Annotated in this window: 21 protein-coding genes; 9 read left to right on the top strand and 12 right to left on the bottom strand. The window is 65.7% G+C overall.

Going from position 1 to position 22,584, the window contains the following annotated elements; translation table 11 throughout:
- Window positions 1-102: 102 nt before the first annotated feature.
- Complete coding sequence (locus P2T57_RS17520; RefSeq protein WP_276302420.1) at window positions 103-2,244, bottom strand: BGTF surface domain-containing protein; 2,142 nt, start codon at window positions 2,242-2,244, stop codon at window positions 103-105.
- A 239-nt stretch (window positions 2,245-2,483) separates the two neighbouring features.
- On the opposite strand from P2T57_RS17520, the gene P2T57_RS17515 reads away from it, so the two are divergent.
- Window positions 2,484-3,065 (top strand): DUF998 domain-containing protein, encoded by a 582-nt coding sequence (locus P2T57_RS17515; RefSeq protein WP_276302419.1) that lies wholly within the window; start codon window positions 2,484-2,486, stop codon window positions 3,063-3,065.
- Window positions 3,066-3,111: 46 nt separating this feature from the next.
- Here P2T57_RS17515 and P2T57_RS17510 read toward each other — a convergent pair whose 3' ends face one another.
- Window positions 3,112-4,743, bottom strand: a complete 1,632-nt coding sequence (locus tag P2T57_RS17510; RefSeq protein WP_276302418.1) for a potassium channel family protein — start codon at window positions 4,741-4,743, stop codon at window positions 3,112-3,114.
- Window positions 4,744-4,851: 108 nt separating this feature from the next.
- Here P2T57_RS17510 and thiC point away from each other — a divergent pair, with 108 nt between their 5' ends.
- Window positions 4,852-6,285 carry a phosphomethylpyrimidine synthase ThiC gene (gene thiC, locus P2T57_RS17505; protein ID WP_276302417.1) on the top strand — a complete coding sequence of 478 codons (1,434 nt, stop codon included), beginning with the start codon at window positions 4,852-4,854 and terminating at the stop codon, window positions 6,283-6,285.
- Between the two features lie 80 nt (window positions 6,286-6,365).
- Here thiC and P2T57_RS17500 read toward each other — a convergent pair whose 3' ends face one another.
- From P2T57_RS17500 to P2T57_RS17490, 3 genes are all read right to left on the bottom strand, one after another.
- Window positions 6,366-6,968, bottom strand: coding sequence for a hypothetical protein (locus P2T57_RS17500; protein WP_276302416.1), 603 nt, complete (start codon window positions 6,966-6,968; stop codon window positions 6,366-6,368).
- Between the two features lie 90 nt (window positions 6,969-7,058).
- Entirely contained in the window at window positions 7,059-7,241 is a 183-nt protein-coding gene (locus tag P2T57_RS17495) for a nucleoside triphosphate pyrophosphohydrolase family protein (RefSeq protein ID WP_276302415.1), read from the bottom strand.
- A 42-nt stretch (window positions 7,242-7,283) separates the two neighbouring features.
- Complete coding sequence (locus P2T57_RS17490) at window positions 7,284-7,565, bottom strand: winged helix-turn-helix transcriptional regulator (protein WP_276302414.1); 282 nt, start codon at window positions 7,563-7,565, stop codon at window positions 7,284-7,286.
- A gap of 137 nt (window positions 7,566-7,702) precedes the next feature.
- Here P2T57_RS17490 and P2T57_RS17485 point away from each other — a divergent pair, with 137 nt between their 5' ends.
- The 3 genes from P2T57_RS17485 to P2T57_RS17475 all read left to right on the top strand — a co-directional run bounded on the left by P2T57_RS17485 (window position 7,703) and on the right by P2T57_RS17475 (window position 9,845).
- Complete coding sequence (locus tag P2T57_RS17485) at window positions 7,703-8,500, top strand: creatininase family protein (protein WP_276302413.1); 798 nt, start codon at window positions 7,703-7,705, stop codon at window positions 8,498-8,500.
- Window positions 8,501-8,599: 99 nt separating this feature from the next.
- The gene (locus P2T57_RS17480) at window positions 8,600-9,007 is read left to right on the top strand and encodes a DMT family transporter (protein ID WP_276302412.1); all 408 of its coding nucleotides are present in this window, start codon (window positions 8,600-8,602) and stop codon (window positions 9,005-9,007) included.
- Between the two features lie 55 nt (window positions 9,008-9,062).
- Window positions 9,063-9,845 (top strand): SDR family NAD(P)-dependent oxidoreductase, encoded by a 783-nt coding sequence (locus P2T57_RS17475; protein WP_276302411.1) that lies wholly within the window; start codon window positions 9,063-9,065, stop codon window positions 9,843-9,845.
- Window positions 9,846-9,947: 102 nt separating this feature from the next.
- Here P2T57_RS17475 and P2T57_RS17470 read toward each other — a convergent pair whose 3' ends face one another.
- The 3 genes from P2T57_RS17470 to P2T57_RS17460 form a co-directional block, all read right to left on the bottom strand.
- Window positions 9,948-10,610: an O-methyltransferase gene (locus P2T57_RS17470; RefSeq protein ID WP_276302410.1), complete on the bottom strand. Its 663-nt coding sequence runs from the start codon at window positions 10,608-10,610 to the stop codon at window positions 9,948-9,950.
- 38 nt (window positions 10,611-10,648) lie between these two features.
- Window positions 10,649-11,224 (bottom strand): DUF7282 domain-containing protein, encoded by a 576-nt coding sequence (locus P2T57_RS17465; RefSeq protein ID WP_276302409.1) that lies wholly within the window; start codon window positions 11,222-11,224, stop codon window positions 10,649-10,651.
- Between the two features lie 125 nt (window positions 11,225-11,349).
- The gene (locus P2T57_RS17460; RefSeq protein WP_276302408.1) at window positions 11,350-12,618 is read right to left on the bottom strand and encodes a M20 family metallo-hydrolase; all 1,269 of its coding nucleotides are present in this window, start codon (window positions 12,616-12,618) and stop codon (window positions 11,350-11,352) included.
- A 322-nt stretch (window positions 12,619-12,940) separates the two neighbouring features.
- Between P2T57_RS17460 and P2T57_RS17455 the strand changes: the two genes are divergently transcribed.
- The 3 genes from P2T57_RS17455 (at window position 12,941) to P2T57_RS17445 (ending at window position 15,352) form a co-directional block, all read left to right on the top strand.
- Window positions 12,941-13,471 (top strand): 20S proteasome subunit A/B, encoded by a 531-nt coding sequence (locus P2T57_RS17455; protein WP_276302407.1) that lies wholly within the window; start codon window positions 12,941-12,943, stop codon window positions 13,469-13,471.
- Between the two features lie 170 nt (window positions 13,472-13,641).
- Window positions 13,642-13,884 (top strand): Rdx family protein, encoded by a 243-nt coding sequence (locus tag P2T57_RS17450; RefSeq protein WP_276302406.1) that lies wholly within the window; start codon window positions 13,642-13,644, stop codon window positions 13,882-13,884.
- A 307-nt stretch (window positions 13,885-14,191) separates the two neighbouring features.
- Window positions 14,192-15,352, top strand: coding sequence for a tubulin/FtsZ family protein (locus tag P2T57_RS17445; protein WP_276302527.1), 1,161 nt, complete (start codon window positions 14,192-14,194; stop codon window positions 15,350-15,352).
- A 21-nt stretch (window positions 15,353-15,373) separates the two neighbouring features.
- Here the strand turns inward: P2T57_RS17445 and P2T57_RS17440 are convergent, their stop codons facing one another.
- Both P2T57_RS17440 and P2T57_RS17435 read right to left on the bottom strand, forming a co-directional pair.
- Window positions 15,374-16,999 carry an ArnT family glycosyltransferase gene (locus P2T57_RS17440; RefSeq protein WP_276302405.1) on the bottom strand — a complete coding sequence of 542 codons (1,626 nt, stop codon included), beginning with the start codon at window positions 16,997-16,999 and terminating at the stop codon, window positions 15,374-15,376.
- A 231-nt stretch (window positions 17,000-17,230) separates the two neighbouring features.
- A complete protein-coding gene (locus tag P2T57_RS17435; RefSeq protein WP_276302404.1) occupies window positions 17,231-18,496 on the bottom strand; it encodes an ABC transporter permease in 1,266 nt (421 codons plus the stop codon).
- A gap of 405 nt (window positions 18,497-18,901) precedes the next feature.
- On the opposite strand from P2T57_RS17435, the gene P2T57_RS17430 reads away from it, so the two are divergent.
- Window positions 18,902-20,299 carry an NAD-dependent succinate-semialdehyde dehydrogenase gene (locus P2T57_RS17430; protein WP_276302403.1) on the top strand — a complete coding sequence of 466 codons (1,398 nt, stop codon included), beginning with the start codon at window positions 18,902-18,904 and terminating at the stop codon, window positions 20,297-20,299.
- A gap of 24 nt (window positions 20,300-20,323) precedes the next feature.
- On the opposite strand, the gene P2T57_RS17425 is transcribed toward P2T57_RS17430, so the two are convergent.
- Together P2T57_RS17425 and P2T57_RS17420 are read right to left on the bottom strand one after the other, a co-directional pair.
- Complete coding sequence (locus tag P2T57_RS17425; RefSeq protein WP_276302402.1) at window positions 20,324-21,754, bottom strand: S8 family peptidase; 1,431 nt, start codon at window positions 21,752-21,754, stop codon at window positions 20,324-20,326.
- 174 nt (window positions 21,755-21,928) lie between these two features.
- Window positions 21,929-22,555, bottom strand: coding sequence for a halocyanin domain-containing protein (locus P2T57_RS17420; RefSeq protein WP_420028558.1), 627 nt, complete (start codon window positions 22,553-22,555; stop codon window positions 21,929-21,931).
- Window positions 22,556-22,584: the final 29 nt, after the last annotated feature.

Raw genomic sequence — 22,584 nt, 5'->3', positions numbered from 1 at the left:
GGGCGCGAACCGACAAGACGGTTTGGTGAGTCACGACTCAGCGGGTTTCGGCGACGTAACCGCCGCGAAATCGCCGACGAGAAAAATCGGAGCGCGTTCGTTTCAGCGGCGTCGGGCCACGAGCGCGGCCGCTGTCAACAGCGCGACGACGCCGACCAGAAGCGGGACCGGCCCGAACCCGGAGGCCGGTGCCGAGGCTTCCACCGTGGTCGTCTCGGTCGCGGTCTCGGTGGTGCCCTCCTCGGCGGGCGTCTCCGTGGCGGCGTCTTCGGCGGTCGCCTCCGCTTCGGTCGTCGTCTCGGTGTCCTCCTCGACGGTGGTCTCCGCGCCCGCCTCGCCTTCGGCGGTGGTCTCTGCTTCGGTCGTGGTCTCCTCGCCTGCCGTCGTCGTCTCGTCGGCCTCCTCGGTCTCGGTCGCTTGGTCGTCCTCGCCGGCGTCACCGGCGACGACCCCGCCGGTCTCTCTGACCGCCGGGTCGGTTATCGAGACGGTGAAGTTGGTACCGGCCGGGACCCCCGAGAGGTCGAAGGTGGCCTCCCAACTGCCGTCCTCCTGCACCGTCGCGGTCGAACGCCGGAGGAAGGGGTTCCGTCCCGTGTTGGCGACCTCGACGCTGATTTCGGTGCCCGGCGCGAGCGTGCTGTCGCCGGAGAGCGTTGCCTCACTAGACGCCGACACCTCTATCGGCCGGTCGAGCGAGACCTCCCGCGGGACCGTGGTGAAGTTAGCCACGAGCGAGGTCCCGTTACCGGGTTCGACGTAGGGGTTCGCATCCGAGATGGTGAAGTTGGCGCTGTAGGTCGCGTTCGGGGTCAGCGTGTTGGAGTCGAACACGAGGAAGAACTGGTCGTTCTCCTCGTCCACGACGAGTTCGCCCCGTTCGAGCGACACCTCCTCGGGCGGCACGTTGATTTCGCCGACCTGCGTCAGCGTCATCGACAGTCCGGTCGAGTCGTTGTTGAGGTCCGAGAGGTCTTGAACGTAGCTGTAGAGGCCCGAGGCCTGCACCTGCACGATGGCCCAGTCCTGATACGCGATGTCGGAGTCCTGCGTGGCGACCTCTGCGATGCGAGCGGGGCTTCCGACGTTGGCCGGGTCGGGCGCAGTCCAGACCTGAATCCCGCCGGTCGAGCGCTCGCTGAGTAGAATCGACCCGACCGCGGTCCGCGTCCCGCCGACCGACACCTCGATGGGATACGTCGCCGCGTCGAGGACATCGGGAATCGGGTCGGTCACGAGTTGGAAGTTGGTGTAGTTGTCCTCGCCGACAACCGAGATGCCCGGCGAGTCGGTCGAGATGCCCGCCCGATAGGTGTCGAGGACGACGGTCGCAACGCCGTCACCGTTCACGTCCCTGACGAGGAACCGCGAGCGGTAGCCGACCTGCTGAGAGCCGACGGTGACAGTGGCTCGGTCGGTCCCGTCGAACGTGACGTTGAACCGGGCCACGTCACCGCGCTGTTCGATGACGGTCGTGTTCTCCAGCGAGGCGGTCCCCTCGATAGGTTCGGTCACGGTGATGCTGGCTTCGTCCTGCGCCGTCCCGTCAAGCGCGAACACCGTGAAGTTGTACGTTCCCGGTTCGACGCCCGTGAAGTTCGCGTCGAGAACCTCGTCGCCGCTTATCTGTCTGGTCACCACCGCCCGGTCGTCACGAACCTCTGCTGACGAGAAGACCTCTGCGACTTCCGACGCGCTCAACTGCTCGGACGCGAGGAAGACGCGGTAGCCGGCCCGGTTCGATTCGAGTCGGAGGTCGGTCCGGGCGTCCTGCCCGTCGTCGTTCGTGACCCGCAGGTCGGTGAAGGTGGCGTCGAGCGTCTGGTTGGCGACGTCGAAACTGGCCTCGTTGACGGTTCCGACGCTCTGGGCCGTCCCGTTCCCGACGACGACCGGCTCCTCGTTCTCGTTGACGACGACGTACCGGCCTCGGAGGCCGCCGGTGGCGAACACCGCCGACCCCTCGCCGTCAAGCAACACTTCGGTCACGAGGTCGCCGACCTCGCCGTTCTCGACCCGGCGTATCGACCAGACCTCGCTCGCGTTGTCCGAACCGGCGGTGAACCGCAGGAACTGGCCCTGCCAGAACACGTCGCCGGAATCAACCGGAACGGTGGCGAGACCGTCGTCTTGAGCCTGATACGTCGTTTCGCTGTTCGACACCACGGCACCGGACAGTCCCGCGGTCGCCGCGCTGACGACCAGCAGAGCTGTCAGTAATACACTCGTTCGTGTTCGTGTCATGTTTTCCCCATCCCCTCCCGCACGTGTCCCGTGGTGATTCTACCACCACGCACACTGTTCCGCGGTGATTCCAACCACCACAGACCGCCGTGCGGGCGTTCGTGGGAACTTCGGCGAATCTCGATAAGTATCTTGTGACGGTAGTGGCGGATTGCGCCCGGATAAAGAGTGCCTAGCCCGGCGTATCTCGGGCGATTCGTTCGTGCAGGTATAAATGAGGGCGCTCCGAACCGGCAGACGTGTCAACGACAAACCGAATCGTGCGAGGGTGCGGCGTGGCCGCCCCGGTGGTCACGCTCGGCGCGGTGCTGGTGGCAACAATCGTCTCGCCGACGTTCTCGTGGACAGCGAGCGCGCTCTCGGACCTCGGTCGGGCCGGCGCGCCGACTGCCCCGATTTTCAACGGCGGGCTACTCGCCGGTGGGGCGCTCGCGCTTCCCTTCGTCGCAGGGGTCGGCCGAGGAGCCACGCAGAACTGGACCCGCCTCGGGACCGTGCTATTCGGCGTCGCGGCCGTCTCGATGGGTCTGGTCGGCGTGTTCCCCGAGAGCCACCCGTATCACTTCCCGGCGGCGCTCGGCCTCTACGCCTTCGTGACCTACGGGCTGTTTTGCTACGGGACGGGCCGGATTCTGGCGTCCTCGGTGCGCCGAGGACTCGCCGCGATTTGGCTCGGCGTCGGTCACATCACGTCGTGGGTCGCGTGGGGCGCTGGCCTGCGAGTCGGTCCGGGACTGGCGATTCCCGAGACCATCGGGGCCGGTATCTTCGTGGCGTGGATTGGACTGGCGTGGCGACTAGTCGGGAACGAAAGAGCGTAGCGAAACAATCGTCTGCAATTTCTTTGGAAACGAAATTGTTTCCCAATCAGTTCGCCAGCGTCGTGAACTCGTTGACGCCCTCGTCGGTCCCGGCGACGATAACGTCGTCGTCGCGCTCGAATCGGAACTCCGGGCCGACTTCGGTCAGCACGTCGCCGTTGCGCTCGACGGCGACCACGGTACACCCGGTCCGGGCGCGCACGTCGGCCTCGGCGAGGCTCTGGCCGACGAGTTCGGGCGCGGTGGTCCGGACGATTTCGACCTGCTTGTCCATCGAGATGACCTCCTCCTGTTCGAGAATCGTCGAGGCCAGCATCCGGCCGGAGACCGTCGAGAGCGCCAGCACGTAGTCGGCCCCCGCTCGGTAGATTTTCTGGACGTTCTCGGTCTCCTCGGCGCGGGCCAACACCTCGATTTCGGGGTTGAGGTCGCGCGCGACCAGCGTGCCGAACCCGGTCAGGGTGTCGTCGGCGACGGTGAGGACCACGGTTCGGGCCTGCTCGATGCCGGCCTCCTCCAGCGTCTCGGGGTCGGTGGTGTCGCCCACCACGTCCACGCCGGGTTTGTCCTCGATGTCTACCGTGGTGTAGGGGACGTTGGCCCGCGCCAGCGCGTCGGTGACGGTCGAACCGACCTCGCCGTGGCCGACCACGAGGACGGTCCCCCGACCGGGCCGATGGGCCTGCGACCGGGTAAGGTCCTTGAGACGTTCGAGTTGGGTCTGTCTGCCCACGACCAGCAGGACCGTCCCGGACCCCAGTTCCATGTCGGGCGAGGGCGGCGTCTCGAACTCGCCGCGAACCCACGCGCCGATGACGTTCGCGCCGGACCGCTCGCGGATGCCGCTGTCGGCCAGCGTCCGCCCGACGAGTTCACTCCCGCGCTGGACCGGGAGTTCGGCGATTTCGAAGTCCTCGCCGATTTCGACCGCGCCGTCGAGTTCGGTCGAGACGGCGGTGGTCACCTTGTCGGCCAGACTCTCGCCGACGAGTCGGCGCGGCGACAGCACCCTGTCCACCCCGGCGAGTTCGTGGTACGTGGCGAGTTCTGGCTCCTCGACCACGCTGACGATTCGCACGTCGTCGGCGGCCTCGTGGGCAGTCAGCACGATGCTCACGTCCACCTCGTCGCTGGCGTCGGCGACGAGCGCCTTCGACTCGGCCAGATTGACCGCCTTCAGCGTATCGACCGACTCGGGGTCGCCGTGGACGACCGAGTAATCCGACTCGTAGAGGTCCATCGCCGTCTCGCGGTCGGGTTCCACGATGACGTATTCGACGTTCCACGAGTCCAACTCCGAGATGAGCGTCTCGGCCCGCGGCGAGTACGTGCAGATGACCACGTGGTCCGATAACTCCTCGGCGGAAGTCGGGAGCGTGGTCGAGAGCGCGTCCTCGAACAGCGGGACGACGAAGACCGGGAGCGCCGCGAAGATGAGGACGACGCCGGTCAGGTCCATCACCATGACCAGCAGGTTCATCTCCAGCGTCTCCCACGGGGCGTCCGAACCGTACCCCGTGGTCGTGAACGTCTCCAGTACCACCTGCAAGGACTGGTAGAACGGCTGAGAGTGGCCCTCGTAGACGCTCATCCCGTAGTCGTAGACGAGTGCGTACCCGAACAGGAAGACGACCAGCGTGGTGAGGTAGTACGCAGTTCGGCGCTTCCACTTGTCCATCAGGTGGTGATTGACGGGACGGTGGTATATCAGTTCGGGACTCGCCGACCGCCCGACGAGTCGGCTACCCGCGACTTTTATTATCTAGTGGTATGACCTAGTGGTACGATGCCGACGCAGTTACAGGCCGCCCGTGACGGGCAGGTCACCGACGCAATGGAACGGGTCGCCGAGCGCGAGCAGGTAGACGCCGAGTTCGTCCGCCGGCAGGTCGCCGACGGACAGGCCGTGATTCCGGCGAACGTCGAACACGATAGCCTCGACCCGATGATTATCGGGCGGGAGTTCGCCACCAAGGTCAACGCCAACATCGGCAACAGCGAGGACGCCAGCGGCGTCGAGGAGGAACTCGAAAAACTCCACTCGGCGGTCCACTACGGCGCGGACACCGTGATGGACCTCAGCACCGGCGGGGACTTGGACCGGATTCGAGAGGCGAACGTCGAACACTCGCCGGTCCCCCTCGGCACGGTCCCCATCTACGAGGCCGTCAAGCATGTCGAGAGTCCGGCGGACATCACCCACGAACTCCTGCTGGAGGTCATCGAGAAGCAGGCCGAGCAGGGCGTGGACTACCAGACCATCCACGCCGGGGTGCTGATGGAACACCTGCCGCTGACCGACGGCCGCAAGACCGGCATCGTCTCGCGCGGCGGGTCCATCCTCGCCCAGTGGATGGAGGAGAACGGGATGCAGAACCCCCTCTACACCAAGTTCGAGGAGATTTGCGAAATCTTCGCCGAGTACGACGTGACCTTCAGTCTGGGCGACGGCCTCCGGCCCGGATGCCTCGCCGACGCGGGCGACGACGCCCAGTTCGCCGAGTTGGACACCCTCGGCGAGTTGACCCGGACCGCGTGGGACCACGGCGTGCAGGTCATGGTCGAGGGGCCGGGCCACGTCCCGATGGACCAAATCGCGGGACAGGTCGAGCGCCAGCAGGAGGTCTGCGACGGCGCGCCCTTCTACGTCCTCGGACCGCTCGTGACCGACGTGGCACCGGGCTACGACCACATCACCAGCGCCATCGGCGCGACCGAAGCGGCCAGAGCGGGCGCGGCGATGCTCTGCTACGTCACGCCGAAAGAACACCTCGGACTGCCGGACGCCGAGGACGTGCGCGACGGACTGGCGGCCTACCGCATCGCGGCCCACGCCGGCGACGTGGCGAACGGTCGAGAGGGTGCCCGCGACTGGGACGACGCGCTGTCGGAGGCCCGCTACGAGTTCGACTGGCGGCGACAGTTCGACCTCGCGCTGGACCCCGAGCGTGCGCAGGAGTACCACGACCAAACGCTCCCCGGCGACAACTACAAGGAGGCCAGATTCTGCTCGATGTGCGGCGTCGAGTTCTGCTCGATGCGAATCGACCAAGACGCCAGAGACGCCGACGGCGAGATGAGCGAAATCGACGACCAGACCGACGTGGAGGGGTCGCCCGCCGCCGAGGTGAATCGTCCTCCGGTCGGGACCCACCGGACCGACGACGACCTGCTGGCCGACGTGGACTTAGAGCGGGAGTATCCCTCGGCGGACGATTGAGGAAGACAATCGCGTAGCCACTTCGGAAAACGAATTTCGTTTTCTAAAGAAATAAAAATGTTTTTGAGGTGGCAGGTGCGCTACGGGTCGGTACACTTGTAGTACGAGCAACACGACGCCTGCGTCGCAACCCGGTCGCCGTCGTAGGTTACGGAACTCGACGCATAACACGCCCCGTCGTCGGTCGGGCAGATTTGCTGAGTGCAGTGGTCGGTCTGCGTGGTCGCGTCCTCGTCCAGCGTCCCGACTTCGGGGTTGAAGACGGTAACGGACCGGCCGTCGTCGAGGAGCGCGTACGACTTACCGGTCTCGGGTTCGACCGAGAGTCTGAGCGTCCCGTCGGTGACCTGCGTCACGACGACGAGTCGTGCGGGGTTGACGCCGGAGTCCACGAGCGCGGCCCCCTCGTCGCCGCGAAGCGGGGCGTCGGGCGACGCCGGACGACCGGTCGCCAGTTCGGTCACGTCCCCGGCGTCGAGGACGTTCTCGTCGGCGAGCAACGCCAGCAGGTCGCTACCGTACGATTCCACCAGTCGCGCGGCCTCGTCGCGCTCGATGGCGCGGGACGGTCGGTCCCCGCCGGTCGCCGAAGCGCTTCCGGCGGCGAGTCCGGTGGTCACGCCCGCCACCGCGGTCTTTTTCAAGAGCGAACGTCGGTCGATGGTCGTATCGTCTCGGGTCATGGGCGACACCCAATCATTTCTGGTTAGGAAACTAATATTTCTAGCCTAGCTTCTTGAATTAACGGCCGGTGGGGGTGCGCCCCGAGAAGACTACTTCACGCGCTCCAAGACGATTCGGTCCGCGAAGCCACCGCGCTCGTCGGCTTTCTCCTCGCGGAGCGTTTCGAGTCGGTCGGCGTTGAAGTCCTCGGCGACGTGGGTCACGGGCGTTTCGTCGCTCTGGCGGATACTTTCGGGAATCTCGTCGCGAACGAGTTTGTCGTACTCGGTCACGGCGTGGCCGACTCGCGGGAGAAAGGAAGACGTTTCGAAGAATCAGACCGCTTCGGCGCTCTCGGCCGCGGCCTCGCCGGCCTGCAGACATTCCTGCACCGAGTCGCTGAGCGTGTAGAGTTGCTTGCGGGCGTCCGGGATGTAGACGCGCTCCTCGATGACGTCCTGTTCTTTGAGGCGCTTGATGGAACTCCGGACCGTGCGGGGCGAGAGTCGGGTCCGGTCGCTGATTTCCTGCTGAGTCAGGGCGTCGTCGCTGTATTCGAGGACCTTTACGACCAGTTTCGCGCTCGGCGGGGCGTCGGCGTCGAGACAGTCAGTCATGTGTTCCGAACGTAGGCCGGGACGTAATTATACGTTTGCTAACCCCGGTGAAACGAGGTTACGTCGAGGTAACCGCCCCGAGAGGGCCCCGGTCGGCGCGGGGAAGAACTTTACTCGCTCGCCCCCGGCCTACCGGTATGTACCTCGCCGACCAGACGTGGCCGGAACTGGGTGATTACGTGGCCGAGGAGTCCGTGGCAGTCGTCCCCCTCGGTTCGACCGAACAGCACGGACCCCACCTCCCGCTCTCGACCGACCACAAAATCGCAGAGGGAGTGGCCCGCGAGGCCGCAGACAGAACCGGGTTCCTCTGCACGCCGACCGTGAACGTCGGCGTCAGCGTCCACCACAAGCAGTTCCACGGCACGATGTGGGCCGACCCGCCCGAGTTCCGCGATTACGTCGAGAGCTTCTCCCGCAACCTCTCGTACCACGGCATCGACCGCATCGTCTTCGTCAACGCCCACGGCGGCAACCAGACCCACCTCCGAGAGGTCGGCAGACGCCTTCGCGAGGACCGAGTGGCCTACGCCGTCGAGTGGATGTGGGACGAGTCCATCCCGGACCTCGTTGACGACCTGTTCGAGGTCAACGGTCCCCACGGCGGGCCGAAAGAGACCGCGATGATGATGCACTTGGACCCCGAAAACGTGCGGACCGACAAGTTGGAGGAGGCCCGCGACGAGGGCCTCGTAAACTGGGCCGACAGCGACGAGGCCACGGTCCACGGCGCGCGCAACTTCTACGACTCCATCGACAACACCGACAACGGCGTGCTGGGCGACCAGACCGACGCCACCCCGGAGAAGGGCGCACGACTGTTCGACGCCGCGAGCGACCAGTTGGCGATGCTCCTCGAATGGCTGGACGACCGGCGATTCGAGGACCTGATGGCCAAACCCCACGTGGACCCCCAACCCGGCAGTCGGCGGTAGGCGCGCTTGGGCGTATTTCCCGCACGCAGTTCTGCGCGCGCGAAATAGGAATCCGAAGTGGCCACAGCCCATAACCGACTGAGAACCCTTGTAATCTGCGTGAGCGACAACCCCTACACCGACGACGAGTACGACAGCACGTACAAGGACGTTCACGGGGACGAGGAGGCCCGCGAGAAGTACACCGGCGACGAGATGGGCGACTCGTTCTTCCCGTCGAGCGTCGGCGGCTCGCTGTCCCCCTCAGGATGGGGCATCTGGCCCGCGGGAGACGCCGCCGACGCCACCGCCGAGGAGGACCGCGCCGAGACCGGAGCTGACTACGACACCGCGAACGAGACCGGAGCGGACGACTCCGACGGTAGCTGGTGGGACGTCGGACTCATCGGGACGCTCCTCGTGGTCGGGGTCGCGCTGTTCCTGTTCCCTGAGCCAGCAACCTCGGCCATCGGCATCGGCCTCATCGCGCTCGGCGTCGTCGCGTGGGTCGTGGACTGGTTGATGTAGCCCGCCGGTCGCTCGTCGCCGGAACCTACAACCGACCGGCGACCCTCGTTCGGGCATGGCCAGTCTGAACCCCGACTTCTCCGACTCGACAGTTATCGTCACCGGCGCGAGCGCCGGCATCGGTCGCGCAGTCGCGCTCGCCTTCGGAGACGCGGGTGCGACAGTCGTCAACGCCGACGTGCGCGAGGACCCGAAAGCCGAGAGCGAGTCTGCACCGACCCACGAGAAAATCCGCGAGGAGGGCGGAAACGCCGAGTACGCCGAAACCGACGTGGCCGACCCGGACCAGATTCGCGCCGTCATCGAGGCGGCCCGCGAGTTCGGCGGCGTGGACGTGATGGTGAACAACGCCGGGGTCTACACCAAGCGCCGGTTTCTGGACGTGACGCCCGACGAGTACGACGAGGTGCAGGCGGTCAACGCTCGGGGCACCTTCTTCGGGACCCAAATCGCCGCCGAGGACATGCTGGACCGGGGCAATCCCGGCGTCGTCATCAACACCTCCTCCGACACGCAGGGCCGGGCGGCGTGGGACCACTCCCACTACGCCGCGACCAAGGGCGCGATTCGGATGATAACCCGGAGCGCGGCGCTCGAACTCGCGCAGGAGGGGGTTCGGGTCAACGCCGTCGCCCCCGGCCCGGTCGCCACCGAGATTCGGGAGGGGTGGTCCGACGAGGCCGACGAGATGGCACCAGAGGGCGAGACGCCGAACCTCCCGCTCCGGGCCGCCGAACCCGCGGAGTTGGCGGGCGCGTACCTCTTTCTGGCGAGCGACGAGGCGTCCTACGTGACCGGCGAGACGATTTGGGTTGACGGCGGCGGCCACGTCTGCTGACCTCCTCGGCGGCCGTCGGAACAACGAGCAAGCTACGAAGTTTCTTAAGAATGGATTGGAAGTTGTAGAGACCGAATTAGAAGTGTATTCACTCGCTGTCGATTACTTCCGAAAGCTGACCGCGATGCCCTGCCCGAGCGGAATCGCCGCCGTCTCGAAATCGGGGTCGTCCCGGACCCTCTGGAGGTAGTCGGCGATGCCGCGGGTGTCGTCGTCCACCGATTCGGGGTCGCTACCCTCCAGAATCTCCAGAATCGTCGCGAAATCCTGCGCGCCGCTCTGCATCGCGTTGTCCGCGATGACGACCCCGCCCTCGGCGACTTTCTCGCGCACCGCGTCGAAGGCATCGGGGTAGCCCGATTTGTGGCAGTCCACCAGCACCACGTCGAATGGACCCTCGTGGCGCTCGACGGTTTCGAGCGCGTCGCCCTCCTCGAAAACGGCGCGGTCGGCGTAGCCTCCCTCTGTGAGATACTCGCGGGCTTGGTCGAGTTCGTCGGCGTCGTACTCGGTCAGCACGATTTCGCCGTCGTCGGGCAGGGCCTCGGCGAACCAGTAGGCCGAGTAGCCGAATCCCGACCCGAACTCGAAGATTCGCTCCGCACCGACCATCCGGGCCGAGAGTCGCAGGAAGGCCCCGACCTCCGGGCCGACCGTGGGAAAGCCGATGTCCTCGCCGTGGGCCTCCATCTCCCGGAGGGTGTCGTCGCGGTCCGGAACCAGCGCGCTGACGAATCGCCGGGTCTCGTCGGGTAGTAGCTCCATGACTTCTCCTCGCGCGTCGAAAAGTTAATTGTGCTGAATTACGCGGTCGGCGCGACGCGACTCGCCGTGGTCGTCTCGTTCCGACCGGCGCTGTCGCCGACAGTGACGAACGCGACCGAGTTGACCGGGAGACCGGTGGCCTGCAAGTACGGCCGGTCGGTGGCGTTCTCCCTGCCCGCTTCCATCGCCTGCGTGGCGTTGAAGTCGAACGTCCGGTTGTCGTTGGTGTCGAGGTGCGGCGTGGCGATGAGGACCTGCGACCGACTCAGCGAGGTCGTCAGGTTCACCGTCAGGTTCTCGTAGCTCCCCGGTTCGAGGTACGACGAGTTCCCGAGCGCCGTGCCGTTCTGGGCGAAGACGACGACGTAGCCCCCTTCCGAGAGGTTAGCCTCACTGACGACCACCGACGAGTCCTCCAGCGATTGGTCGTTGAACGTGACCGACGCCGACTCGTTTGCGGTCTCGTTGCCCTGCGTCGTGGTCTCTTGGGCGAGCGGGGCGGGGGAAGCGGACCCGCTACTTCCCGCGGGCGACGGGCCGACCGCGCCCGAGAGTCCGGTCGTAACCAGCAGTACGGCGAAAACTATCGCTCCGAGCGTCGCGTTTCGTGTCATTCTCCGGGCAAAGGCTCGGTTTCCCGGCGAATAAACGAAAGCGACCGTTTTTGTTCGTAACGCCCGGATACGCCGGTTACGACCGGTCGAAACCCCGGTTAAGTTAGACTTACAGAGAAACCCGTTCAGGTCGCGGCTCCTGCCAAGTTCGCCAGCGCGCCGGCCAGTACCCGAGTCGCGGTGGCACAGTCGTCCCAGTCGGTCCACTCCTTGGGATTGTGCGAGATGCCGTCTCTGGAGGGTGCAAACAGCAGGCCGGCGTCGGTCTTTTCGGCGACGTGCATCGTGTCGTGGGCCGCGCCCGAGTGGAGGTCCATGGTCTCGATGCCGGCGTCCTCGCCCGCGTCGTGGGCTGACTGGCGCACTCGGTCGCTCATCGGCGTGGGTTCGAGGTCGAAGGGCCGGGAAAAGTCGGTCGAGACGCCGCGCTCTCGTTCGAGGCGAGCGAGACTGTCTCGGGCGCGGGAGGCGATGGTCTCCATCGACTCGCGGTCCACGTCCCGAATATCGACGCCCATCTCGACCGCACCGGGGACGACGTTGGTCGCGTTGGGTCGCACGTCGAGGCTTCCCACGGTGCCGACCGCGGTGTCGCTCGACTCCTCGACGACTTCGTTCGCGGCGCGCTCCACGTCGAGGACGAACTCGCTGGCCGCTGTGAGCGCGTCGGTCCGGTCGCCCATCGGGGTCGCGCCGGCGTGGTCGGCCTCGCCGCGGACCGTGGCCTCGCAGTGGGTGATGCCAGTAATGGCGGTGACGACGCCGACCGGAACGTCCGCGTCCTCCAATCGCTCGCTCTGCTCCACGTGGAGTTCGAGCCAACTGTCCCACTCGCCGGCGTCGAGGAGGCCCTCGCCCCGGAAGCCGATGCCTTCGAGCGCGGATTCGAGGGTCACGGTGTCGCCCTCCGGCCCCTCGGCTTCGAGCGCGAGGGCTTCTTCGACGGTGCGCTCGCCGACCGCGACCGAGGACCCGAGGAGGCCGGAGGCAAATCGCTGGCCCTCCTCCTCGGTGAACGAGACGACTTCGACGGGGCGGTCTGGTTCGACCCCGGCGTCCTGCATCGCCCGGACCGCTTCGAGCGCCGCGTAGACCCCGAGCGGGCCGTCGAAGATGCCGCCCTCGGGCACCGAGTCGAGGTGGCTCCCGGCTGTGACGGGGGCGGCCTCGGGGTCCGCGCTCTCGGGAGTCCACCGGCCCGCGATGTTGCCCACGGCGTCGATTCGCACGCCGAGACCAGCGTCTTCGAGGCGCTGGACGAGGTACTCGCGGGCCTCGCGGTTGGGTTCGGTGCCGGTCAGGACGGTCCGGCCTCGGCCCTCGTCAGTGGAGATGCGACCGAACTCGGCGTTCTCCTCGATGTCGCCGCGGAGTCGCTCGGTGTCTACGTTCATGCCCCAGCAGTCGGACGCCGGGCTAATGAGTGGTAGGTTAGCGGTAGGCAAGACGGCGAGCAGAACGCACAGACACCTGTTTGGTTTGGGTGCGCTCGGGAGCATATTCTTCTCCCGGCGCGCGCGGTTCTGCGCGCGCGAGGGACGACCGAACGAAGTGAGAGAGGAGGTTGGGGAGGCGTGAGGTTCGCGGTAGCGGTGCTGTGCGGGAGACGGCTTTGCTCACGCCTGACGCTAGCTTCTACTCGATTTCAGCAATCGAAACGCCCTCGATTCTCGGTCGGCAACAACGCACTTCCCCGCGGCCGTCGTATCCCGAGACATGGCAACAATCGTGGGCGTTCGGACCGAGGAGGGCGCGGTCCTCGCGGGCGACAGGCTCCTCGTGGCGGACGGCACCGTCCGGAGCGAGGACAAGCGCCACGTCTTCGACCTCGGCGAGGCCGGTGCGGCCGCGGTCGGCGACTCGGGCGGCGTAGACGAGTTCCACCGGCGACTCGAATCCGAGGTCGAGGCCCACGAAGTCGAGGACGACGAACCGATGGGCCTCACGCTCCTCGCAAACGTGGCCAGCGACCTCGCTGACGACGAAGGCGTCGAGGCCATCGTCGCCGGGCGCGATGACGGCGCGGCAGGCATCCGGGGCATCGGAAGCGACGGGAGCGTCCTGACCGACGACGTGGTGGTTTTCGGGTCCGGCGCGCAGGTCGTCCTCGGCGTGCTGGAGAGCCGCGAGGACGGAATCGGTCTGGACGACGCCGAAGAACTGGCCCGCGATGCGGTCGAAACCGCGAGCGACCGGGACACCGACACCGGCGGCGAGGTGGACACCTACCGACTTGCCGACGAGTGAGGGTGTAGGGGTGTCCTCGACAGCAGGAGTGATTTTACGATTCCTAAACACGTATAGAGTTATTTTTAGCAATTGAGTAGATTTCCCTATCCATTTCTTTCGGCGACGACGGCCGGCTTTGCCCCCGCATCCGCTTTTAAGTTCTTCCGTGCCGTACCGCCGAGTTGGACATGACAGACGTGGAAATCGAGTACTGCGTCCCCTGCGGGATGCTCGACCGGGCACAGGACCTACAGCACGCCCTTCTCAGCGAGTACGGCGAGCGACTGGATTCGGTGGCACTGGTGACGGGCGACAGCGGCGTGTTCAAGGTACGAGCGGACGGCGAACAGGTCTTCGACAAGGAGAGCGACGACTACGACGTGGACGCGATTGTGGAGTCGGTCGGCGAGAAGGTTTCGGCCTCGGCGTAGTCGGCCAGTCAGGACCGACTCGTCGTCTTGTTTTCGACCGCCTGCTGGAACCACGCCGGACGCGACCCGACTGCCCGACGACTCGACGCGAGGCCGGGCGAGTTACGCCCCACCTGACCGAGCGAGCTATCGCCTGCGAGACAAAACCGTGCTGAGGATTTATACCGATTCCCGTGGTCTACCCCCGCGGGGGCTACGGAATGTGTATCAATCAGTACGGGGATAGTTTCGAAGTTACAGGTGCCGCCGACCCAGACGACAGGCACCGATTGAACGCCGCAGAGGGGGTGTCGCCGTGAAGTTGGCGATGGTCGGCTTCGGCCAAGCCGGCGGTAAAATCGTGGACAAGTTCATCGAGTACGACCAGCGCACCGGCAGTCAGGCCGTGCGCTCGGCAGTCGCGGTCAACACCGCGAAGGCCGACCTGAGGGGCTTGGAGTACGTGCCCGACGACAACCAAGTCCTCATCGGCCAGTCCCGAGTCAAGGGTCACGGCGTCGGCGCGGACAACGAACTCGGCGCGGAAATCGCCGAGGAGGACATCGACGAGATTCAGGGCGCAGTCGATAACGTGCCGATTCACGACATCGACGCCTTCCTCATCGTCGCCGGAATGGGCGGTGGGACAGGTTCGGGCGGCGCGCCGGTCCTCGCCAAGTACCTCAAGCGAATCTACACCGAACCGGTCTACGGACTGGGCATCCTGCCGGGCAGAGACGAGGGCGGCATCTACACGCTGAACGCCGCACGGTCTTTCCAGACGTTCACCCGCGAGGTTGACAACCTACTGGTCTTCGACAACGACGCGTGGCGCGAATCGGGCGAGAGCGTCGGCGCTGGCTACGACCGCATCAACGAAGAAATCGTCCGGCGGTTCGGCATCCTGTTCGGCGCGGGCGAAGTCGGGCAGGGCGATGCAGTCGGCGAGAGCGTGGTGGACTCCAGCGAAATCATCAACACCCTCGACACCGGCGGGGTCTCGACCGTGGGCTACGCCGCCGAGGAGGTAGACAACCCTTCGGGCGGCCTCCTCTCGCGGTTCAAGAGCGACGGGACCGAGGACGTGGATTCGACACACGCGACCAACCGAATCACCAGCCTCGTCAGAAAAGCCGCGCTCGGGCGACTCACCCTGCCCTGCGAAATCGACAGCGCGGAGCGCTCCCTGCTGGTCGCCAGCGGACCGCCGAAGTACCTCAACCGGAAGGGCGTCGAGAAGGGTCGCAAGTGGTTGGAGAACCAGACCGGTTCGATGGAGGTCCGGGGCGGCGACTACCCGGTCGGTGGGGCCGAGGAGGTCGCAGGCGTCGTCCTCCTGTCGGGTGTCTCGGAGGTCCCCCGCGTGAAGGAGTTACAGGACGTGGCCATCGAGGCACAGGACAACATCGACGAGATTCGACAGGAGAGCGACCAGAAGACGACCGACCTCATCGAGGACGACGAGGACGAGTTAGACCCGCTGTTCTGAGTCGCCGATTTTCCGCTTTCGTCAGTGTCCGGCTTTCTCGCCCGATTGTCCCTTGCCTTGCTCGTCGCCAAGCACCTCGAAGACGATGACCCCATCGTTCTCGTAAACCGTCCGGTAGCGCGGCGAGAGGTGCATCGACATCGCCAGTCTACTCGTGCGCTGGTACTGCATCCCGCGGACCGTGAACTCGCCTTTCGGCAGGTAGATGTAGTCCGGACTCACGCCGGCCTCCGAGAGCGTCTGCGACATGCAGTGGGCGCTGTTGCACGACGACACCTCCCGAAAGAGGCCCAACTGGCGGTTGTACGGTTCGTGGCCCTTCCACTCGACGCCCCACGGGCCGACCAGCATCGTCCGGTGGGCCTGCTGTGGGAACCACTCGGCGGCGTCGCCCTGTACGACGAAGGTGGCGCTGGGCTTGGTGTTCTCCTCGGCCCACTCCATGGCTTCCACGTCGTCGTGGGTGATGAACTGCGGGAGCGACGGACTGCCGGCGTGGGCGTTCACGTCGCCAGTCGCGTACATCGCGCCGCCGGCCAGACCCACCGTGGCGATGAGGACCAGCGCGACCGTGACCACCTCTCGGCGACCCACGCCGACCGACGACTCGTTTTTCAGCCACGCGCCGACGCACTCCAGCAGGAAGACCGCGGTGATGAACGACCCGGCGACCAGCGAGAACCGGGCTTTCCCGATGACGGCGGTCACCGCGACGAACCAGACCGGGAGGAAGAATCGGCGCTCCTTCAGAAGGTAGACGATGCCCAGCGCGGGAACCAGCGACCAGAGCGTGCCGAAGAAGGCGCTTTCGAGGGGAATCTCGAGGAGCGCCGAGACCGACGGGATGCCGCCCCCGATGCCGCCGTGGGTGCCCGCCGCGGCGGTGAACACGTCGATGCCGTGGTAGGACATGACCTGCGTCCACCACGGCGCAGACAGAAGCAGGCCGCCGAACCCGACGACTGCGCCCCAGACGAGTCCCGTTAGCGTCCGGTCGAACTGGGCGAACAGCAGGAAGTACGTCAGCGCGAAGAAGACGGTGTAGACGGGATGGGTCAGCACCGTCAGGGTGAACAGCGCGAGCGAGACGACTATCCACCGGGGGTCGCTGTCCCGATAGAGTCGAAGCCCCGCGTAGACCCCCGACAGCGCGAACAGGAAGGCGGGTGCCCGGACGATGCCGCCCGCCGAGATGTGCCACTGGAGGACCGGCGGCGTGACCGCCACGAGGAGACTCGTCAGCGCGGCCTGCGGGCGAGACCCCAGCAGGTCGCGGGCGAACAGGTAGAGCGGAACGAGGTAGGCGATGGTCACGACGCCGGGGAGGTAGCGCGAGATGGCGATGGGGTCGATTCCGGTCAGGTCGCGTATCGCGGCCACCGTGTAGAACATCAGCGGTGGGTACGAGAACGGGACGCCGCCCTTCGTGTAGTGGGGAATCGTCTCGGGGAGAGCGTACCCCGCCTCGGAGATGCGCTCGGCGATGAGGAGATAGAGGCCCGCCCCGAAGGATGGGTAGGGGTGCGAGCGAAGGTACACGACGAACAGCACGCTACCGGCGAGGAGGGCGGGCGCTAGCCAGCGGGCGTCCCGTTTCCACCCCTGCTCTCGGACCGTCGTATTCTGTGAAAGGTTCTGTTCCGTCATAGAGAACTCCCCGCGTCCGAACCGGACGCTCTCGGTCTCGCCTCTCGTTTGTCGTGGGGGCCTCTTTGTTATCGGGGGGCTATCTGGTTCTCACGTCGAGAGACCGCCCGCACCGGTGTCGTTACTCTCGGGGCCGCGAAGTTCAAGGCTCGATTGTGGCGGAAACAGTTCGAAACGAACGAAATGTCTTCGGGGTGTTTGGGTGAAATAACCACGGTAGATAGTGTCATATCACTCGTACCGCAACGCGTCGATGGGGTCGGTGTGGGCCGCGTCCCACGCCGGGTAGAGGCCGGCGAGGACCCCGACCAGCACGCCGACTGCGACCGAGGCCACGAACCAAATCGGTTGGAAGGCGAGCGGAAGACCGATGGCCTCGGCCCCGGCGTACCCCGCCCCGATGCCGACCACCGCGCCGAGCGCCGACCCGAGGACCCCGAGCATCACGGCCTCGACGAGGAACAACTGAAGCACGTCGCGGTTCTGCGCGCCGACCGCTTTCATGATGCCGATTTCGCGGGTCCGCTCCGTGACCGAGACCAGCATGATGTTGGCGATGCCGATGGACCCGACGATGAGCGAGATGACCGCGATGCCGGTGATGTAGGCGGTGAACGTGCTGGTCAGTTGTTTGACCTGCCCGATGATTTGGTCTTGGGTCGTGACCTCGAACTGGTAGGACTGGGACTTGAGTTGGCGGGCGTCCGAGCGCTCGCCGAGGTAGTTGTACACCCGGCCCTGCACGGCATCGACCTCTCCGGGCGACTCGGCCTTGACGAGGACCCGACCGTAGACCAACTGGCGGGTCCGGAGGTTCGGACTCGACACGGTGCGCTCGTAGTAGGGTCGGGTCGGCGCGTAGATTCGCGGTTGCGCGCCGCTCCCCCGCGTCAGTCCGGAGATAGCGCCGCCGCTTTGGGCCTCCACGATGCCGACGACGGTGGCGTTCAGGACTTCGCCGTTGGCCGCCCGCGTGAACGAAACGTTGTCGCCGACCGAGACGTTCCGGTCGAACATCCGGGCCGCCGGCCGGTTCAACACGATTTCGCGTTCGCCCATCTGGTAGGGCCTCCCGGAGAGGAACGAGATGTTGCGAACCCGGAAGTAACCCGGCGACGAAACCGTCACCCACTGCCTGCCCACCGACGAGTTGTTAAACGTCACCGACCCGGCCGCGATGCCGCTCTCGGGCGCGGCGAGTTCGACCCCCTCGATGGTGCGTATCTGCTCTACGTCGTACTGGGTGAAGACGGCCGACCCGCCGCCCCCGAGCGACGGGAGTCGGCCCTCGCCCGGCGATTGGGCGGTCACGTACATCGTCGCGGCGTTACCCCCGGCCACGGTGGAGATGATGTCCTGCTGGAGACTCGCACCGAGCGTGACGAAGGTGATGACCGCCGCGACGCCGATGATGACCCCGAGCGTGGTCAGCGTCGAGCGGAGTTTGTGCTCCCGGATGTTGCGCCAACTGATTCGTGCCCCCTCGATGACGTTCATCGTAATCCCCGACCCCCAGTGGAGTTCCGTGACTCGTTTACGACGGCGAATGACAAAAACCCCCGAACCGAAAGCCGTCGTTACTTCGGGTTAGCTCGCTTGAAACGACTGTTCCGTCCGTTTCAGTGTGATAGCAAATCGCGTCGAAGAGCCAAAGAGCCGAAATCGCATCGAGGAGCGAAGCGAACGAGGGAGGCGATTGGGAAGGCGTGAGGTCCGCGGTCACGGCCCGTGGAAGCGTCTCTCTGACGGTGCAGGAGACGGCAAGCCTGCTCGCCAAGGGAAATAAAAACAATTCTTAAATATAGCAAAAGAATTCTCTAGAGACGAGTTAGGCATATTAGCCGGCGTCTCACGGCGAATCTACCCGAAGTTACAACTCTCCCCCGGACATACGTGCCCGTCATGGACCGACTCAACCCTGCAACCGGCGACTCGCTCGAACCGATTCCGGACGACTCCGACGAGGACGTAGACCGTGCCCTCTCGCGCGCCACCGAGGCCTTCGACGAGTGGAGGGACGTGCCGATTCGCAAGCGCCAGCAACTCCTCGAAAACGCCGCCGACGTACTCCGTGAGAACAAACGGGAGTACGCCGAGTTGATGACCGAGGAGATGGGCAAGACCCTCGAATCGGCGGTCTCAGAGGTCGAGAAGTGCGCGTGGGTCTGTGACTACTACGCCGAGAACGCCGGCGACTTCCTCGATTCGGAGCGTCGGCCGAGTCCGGCCCACGCCGAGGCCAACGTCTCCTACGAACCCCTCGGGCCGATTCTGGCGGTCATGCCGTGGAACTTCCCCTTCTGGCAGGTGTTCAGATTCGCCGCGCCGCACCTCACGTCGGGTAACGTCGGTCTCCTCAAGCACGCCTCGAACGTGCCGGGGTGCGCCGAGGCGATTGCGGAGGTCTTCGAGAAAGCGGGCTACCCCGAGGGCGTCTTCCAGTCGCTCATCGTCCATTCGGACCAAGCCGAGCAGGTCATCGAGGACGACCGGGTGGTCGCAGTCACGCTCACCGGGAGCGCCCGCGCCGGTCGCTCCGTGGCCAAGACCGCGGGCGAGAACCTGAAAAAGAGCGTCCTCGAACTCGGTGGCTCCGACCCCTTCGTGGTGCTTCCCGACGCGGACCTCGACGCCGCCGCAGAAACCGGTGCGACGGCCCGGACCATCAACGCCGGGCAATCCTGCATCGCGGCCAAGCGGTTCGTGGTCCACACCGACGTCTACGACGAATGGCTCGACAAGTTCGTCGCCGAGATGGACGAGTTGACGGTCGGGGACCCGACCGACGATGACACCGACCTCGGCCCGCAGGCCCGCGAGGACCTGATGGACGACCTGCACGAGCAGGTCGAACAGACCGTCGAGGAGGGCGCGACCCTCGAACTCGGCGGCGAACCGCTCGACAGAGACGGCTTTTACTACCCGCCGACGGTCCTGACCGACGTGCCCCGCGACTCGGTGGCCGCCTGCGAGGAGGTCTTCGGTCCCGTCGCGGCCGTCTTCGAAGTCGAGAGCGAGGAGGAAGCCATCGAACTCGCAAACGACACCCACCTCGGTCTCGGGGCGTCGATTTGGACCGAGGACTTGGACCGCGGCGAGCGCCTCTCCCACCGCATCGACGCCGGGATGGTGTTCGTCAACCAACTCGTCAAGTCCGACCCCCGCGTCCCCTTCGGCGGCGTCAAGGACTCAGGGTACGGCAGAGAACTCGCCGAACACGGTATCGAGGAGTTCGTGAACAAGAAGACGGTCTGGGTACAGGAAGCGAACGCGAGCGACGACGACGTGACGATAGAGTAGCGAAAAAGCGGTTAGCCGGTCAGTTTACCGAGCGCGCTTGACCAGTCGGCGCAGGTCGAGGTGACCAGCGCCGTGGTACTCCTCGCCGCCCGGCGCGTCGCGGGCGGTCTCTCGAATCAGGTCCTCGACCTCCTCGACGCTCGCGTCGGGGCGGAGCGACCGGACCAGCGCGACTGCGCCAGTCACCTGCGGGGCCGCCATCGAGGTTCCCGCCTTCCAGCCGTATCCGGGGACCGGGTTGCCCTCGTCGTCGTACTCCACGACGGCGGAGAGAACGAGGTCGTAGTACCAACCCGGAATGCCCTCGGCCGAGGCTTCGAGGTCCGCGTCGCCGCCGGCCGCGCTCACGTCCACGGCGTCGCCGTAGTTGGTGTAGAACGCCGGCGAAGCCGTCGAATCTTCGAGCTTCTTCAGCGCCTTGTCCTCGCGGCTCTCCTGTTTGTCGTCCCAGAGGTAGCCGATAGGCCCGGTCGCAGAGACGCCGAAGACGCCTTCGACCTCGGTCGGCAGACTCAGGACGCCCTCGCCGTCCATGTCGAGCGAGTCGTTACCCGCCGAGTTGACGACAACCATGTCCTCGGAGCGAGCGTAATCGACCGCGCGCTGGTAGAGTTCCTTGACCGCGTACAGGAAGGGGTACTTCTCGGGGTAGACGTAGGGGTAGGGGTACCCGAGGCTGAGATTCGCGGCGTCACAGCCCTTGGTCGCGGCATCCACGAGGGCCGCGATGACGTCACCGCTCGCGCCCTGCATGCCGGAGAACACGCGAAGCGAGAGGACTTCGGTGTCCGGCGCGGTGCCGAGGATGCCCTCGCCGTTGGCGTTCGTCCCGGCGACGGTGCCCGCGACGTGGGTGCCGTGGCTCCCCGCGCCGTTGGGTCGGAAGTCGTAGGGGTCGGTCGTGAAGTTGGCCGAAAGCTCGGCGTTAACTACGTCCGCGAGGTCCGGGTGGCCGTCGTAGACACCGGTGTCGATGACTGCGATGCGACTGCCCTCGCCCGTCGCGGTGTCTTGGACGGTCCGCTCCTGTCCGGGGTTCTCGGTCAGGTCGCCGACGCGCTGGGCGCGCTTGTCCCACTGGAGTTCGGTTCGAGTCGGCGCGCCGCTGTCCCACGCCGGACCGTTGCTTCCCTGCGCCTTCGCATTCCGCTCCTTGACGGGACCGCTCTGGGGCGTCTCGTCGTGCTGGTAGACCGCCATGTCCAGCGTCGTGGACGCCGAACCGGGTACGACCTCGGGGTCTCCTCGGGCCGCGAGGACGTCGATTTCCGAGATGTCGTGGACGATTTCGACGTCGTCGGGGACCTCACTCCGCGAGATTTCGCGCAGGTCGATGAGGAATCGCGTGTCTGTCCGCTCGCTACCGCCTGCGACCGCCGGACTGCTCATCAGTGCCGCGCCACTGAGCGCCGTCCCGGTCGCCTTCAGAAACCGCCGCCGGCTGTGGTCTGTCATTACAACTCACACATCAGATACGAGGTATATAAAGTTTGCTTATACAGAGGATGAACTCAAGTGAATTTCTCCGGTGTTTTAGCGCCCGTATAAGTATTTTACACCAGATGAAAATCAGAACTCAGCAGTCGTCTGATACCTAAGTTTTGTGGCCGGTGCGGTCGCGGTGTTCACTCACTGCCGACGCCGCATCTCCGACAGCGGCAGTCCGAGGAGTCCGGCGACCACCGCCCCACCGAACCCGAGCGTGAGGTACTCGCCGAGTTTCCCGTCGCCGGACCCCGACCCGCCGCCGGCCGGTTCGACTGATTCGGCGTCGGGTGCGGCGTTCGACCCGACTGCGACAGCGCCCTTCATGCCCATCGCCTTGTGGGGCGAGCAGACGTACTTGTGGATGCCCGACTCCTCGAAGGTCTGGGAGAAGGTGTGGCCCTCGTCGCCGACCATCTCGCTCTCGAACGCGCCGGTCTCGCTCACGACGTTGTGACTGCCGCCTTTTCCGGTCCACTTCCAGACGACTTTTGTTCCGGGGTCCACCCGGACCGCGGCCGGACCGAACGCGAAGTTGCCTTGGTTGCCCTTCGCGCCGACTTCGATTTCGACCTCGGACCTGCCGGTCATATCGACCACGCCGTCGTAGTTCGACACGTTGTCGAACCACCCGCCGAAGGACGAACCGGCGTCTTGGGCCACTGCGGGGGTGGTTCCTGCGCCCACTGCTGTGAGGGTTGCGGCCCCCACGCCCTTCAGAAACGTTCGTCGTCCCACCGCGCTGTCCGAATCGGAGGTGTCTGGGTTCATCGTAACTGGAGGTTCCGACCAAAGGGCGA

It is taken from the genome of Halorussus lipolyticus, from assembly GCF_029338375.1.
Classification (GTDB): domain Archaea; phylum Halobacteriota; class Halobacteria; order Halobacteriales; family Haladaptataceae; genus Halorussus; species Halorussus lipolyticus.
This window is presented reverse-complemented; position numbering and strand designations above follow the sequence as displayed.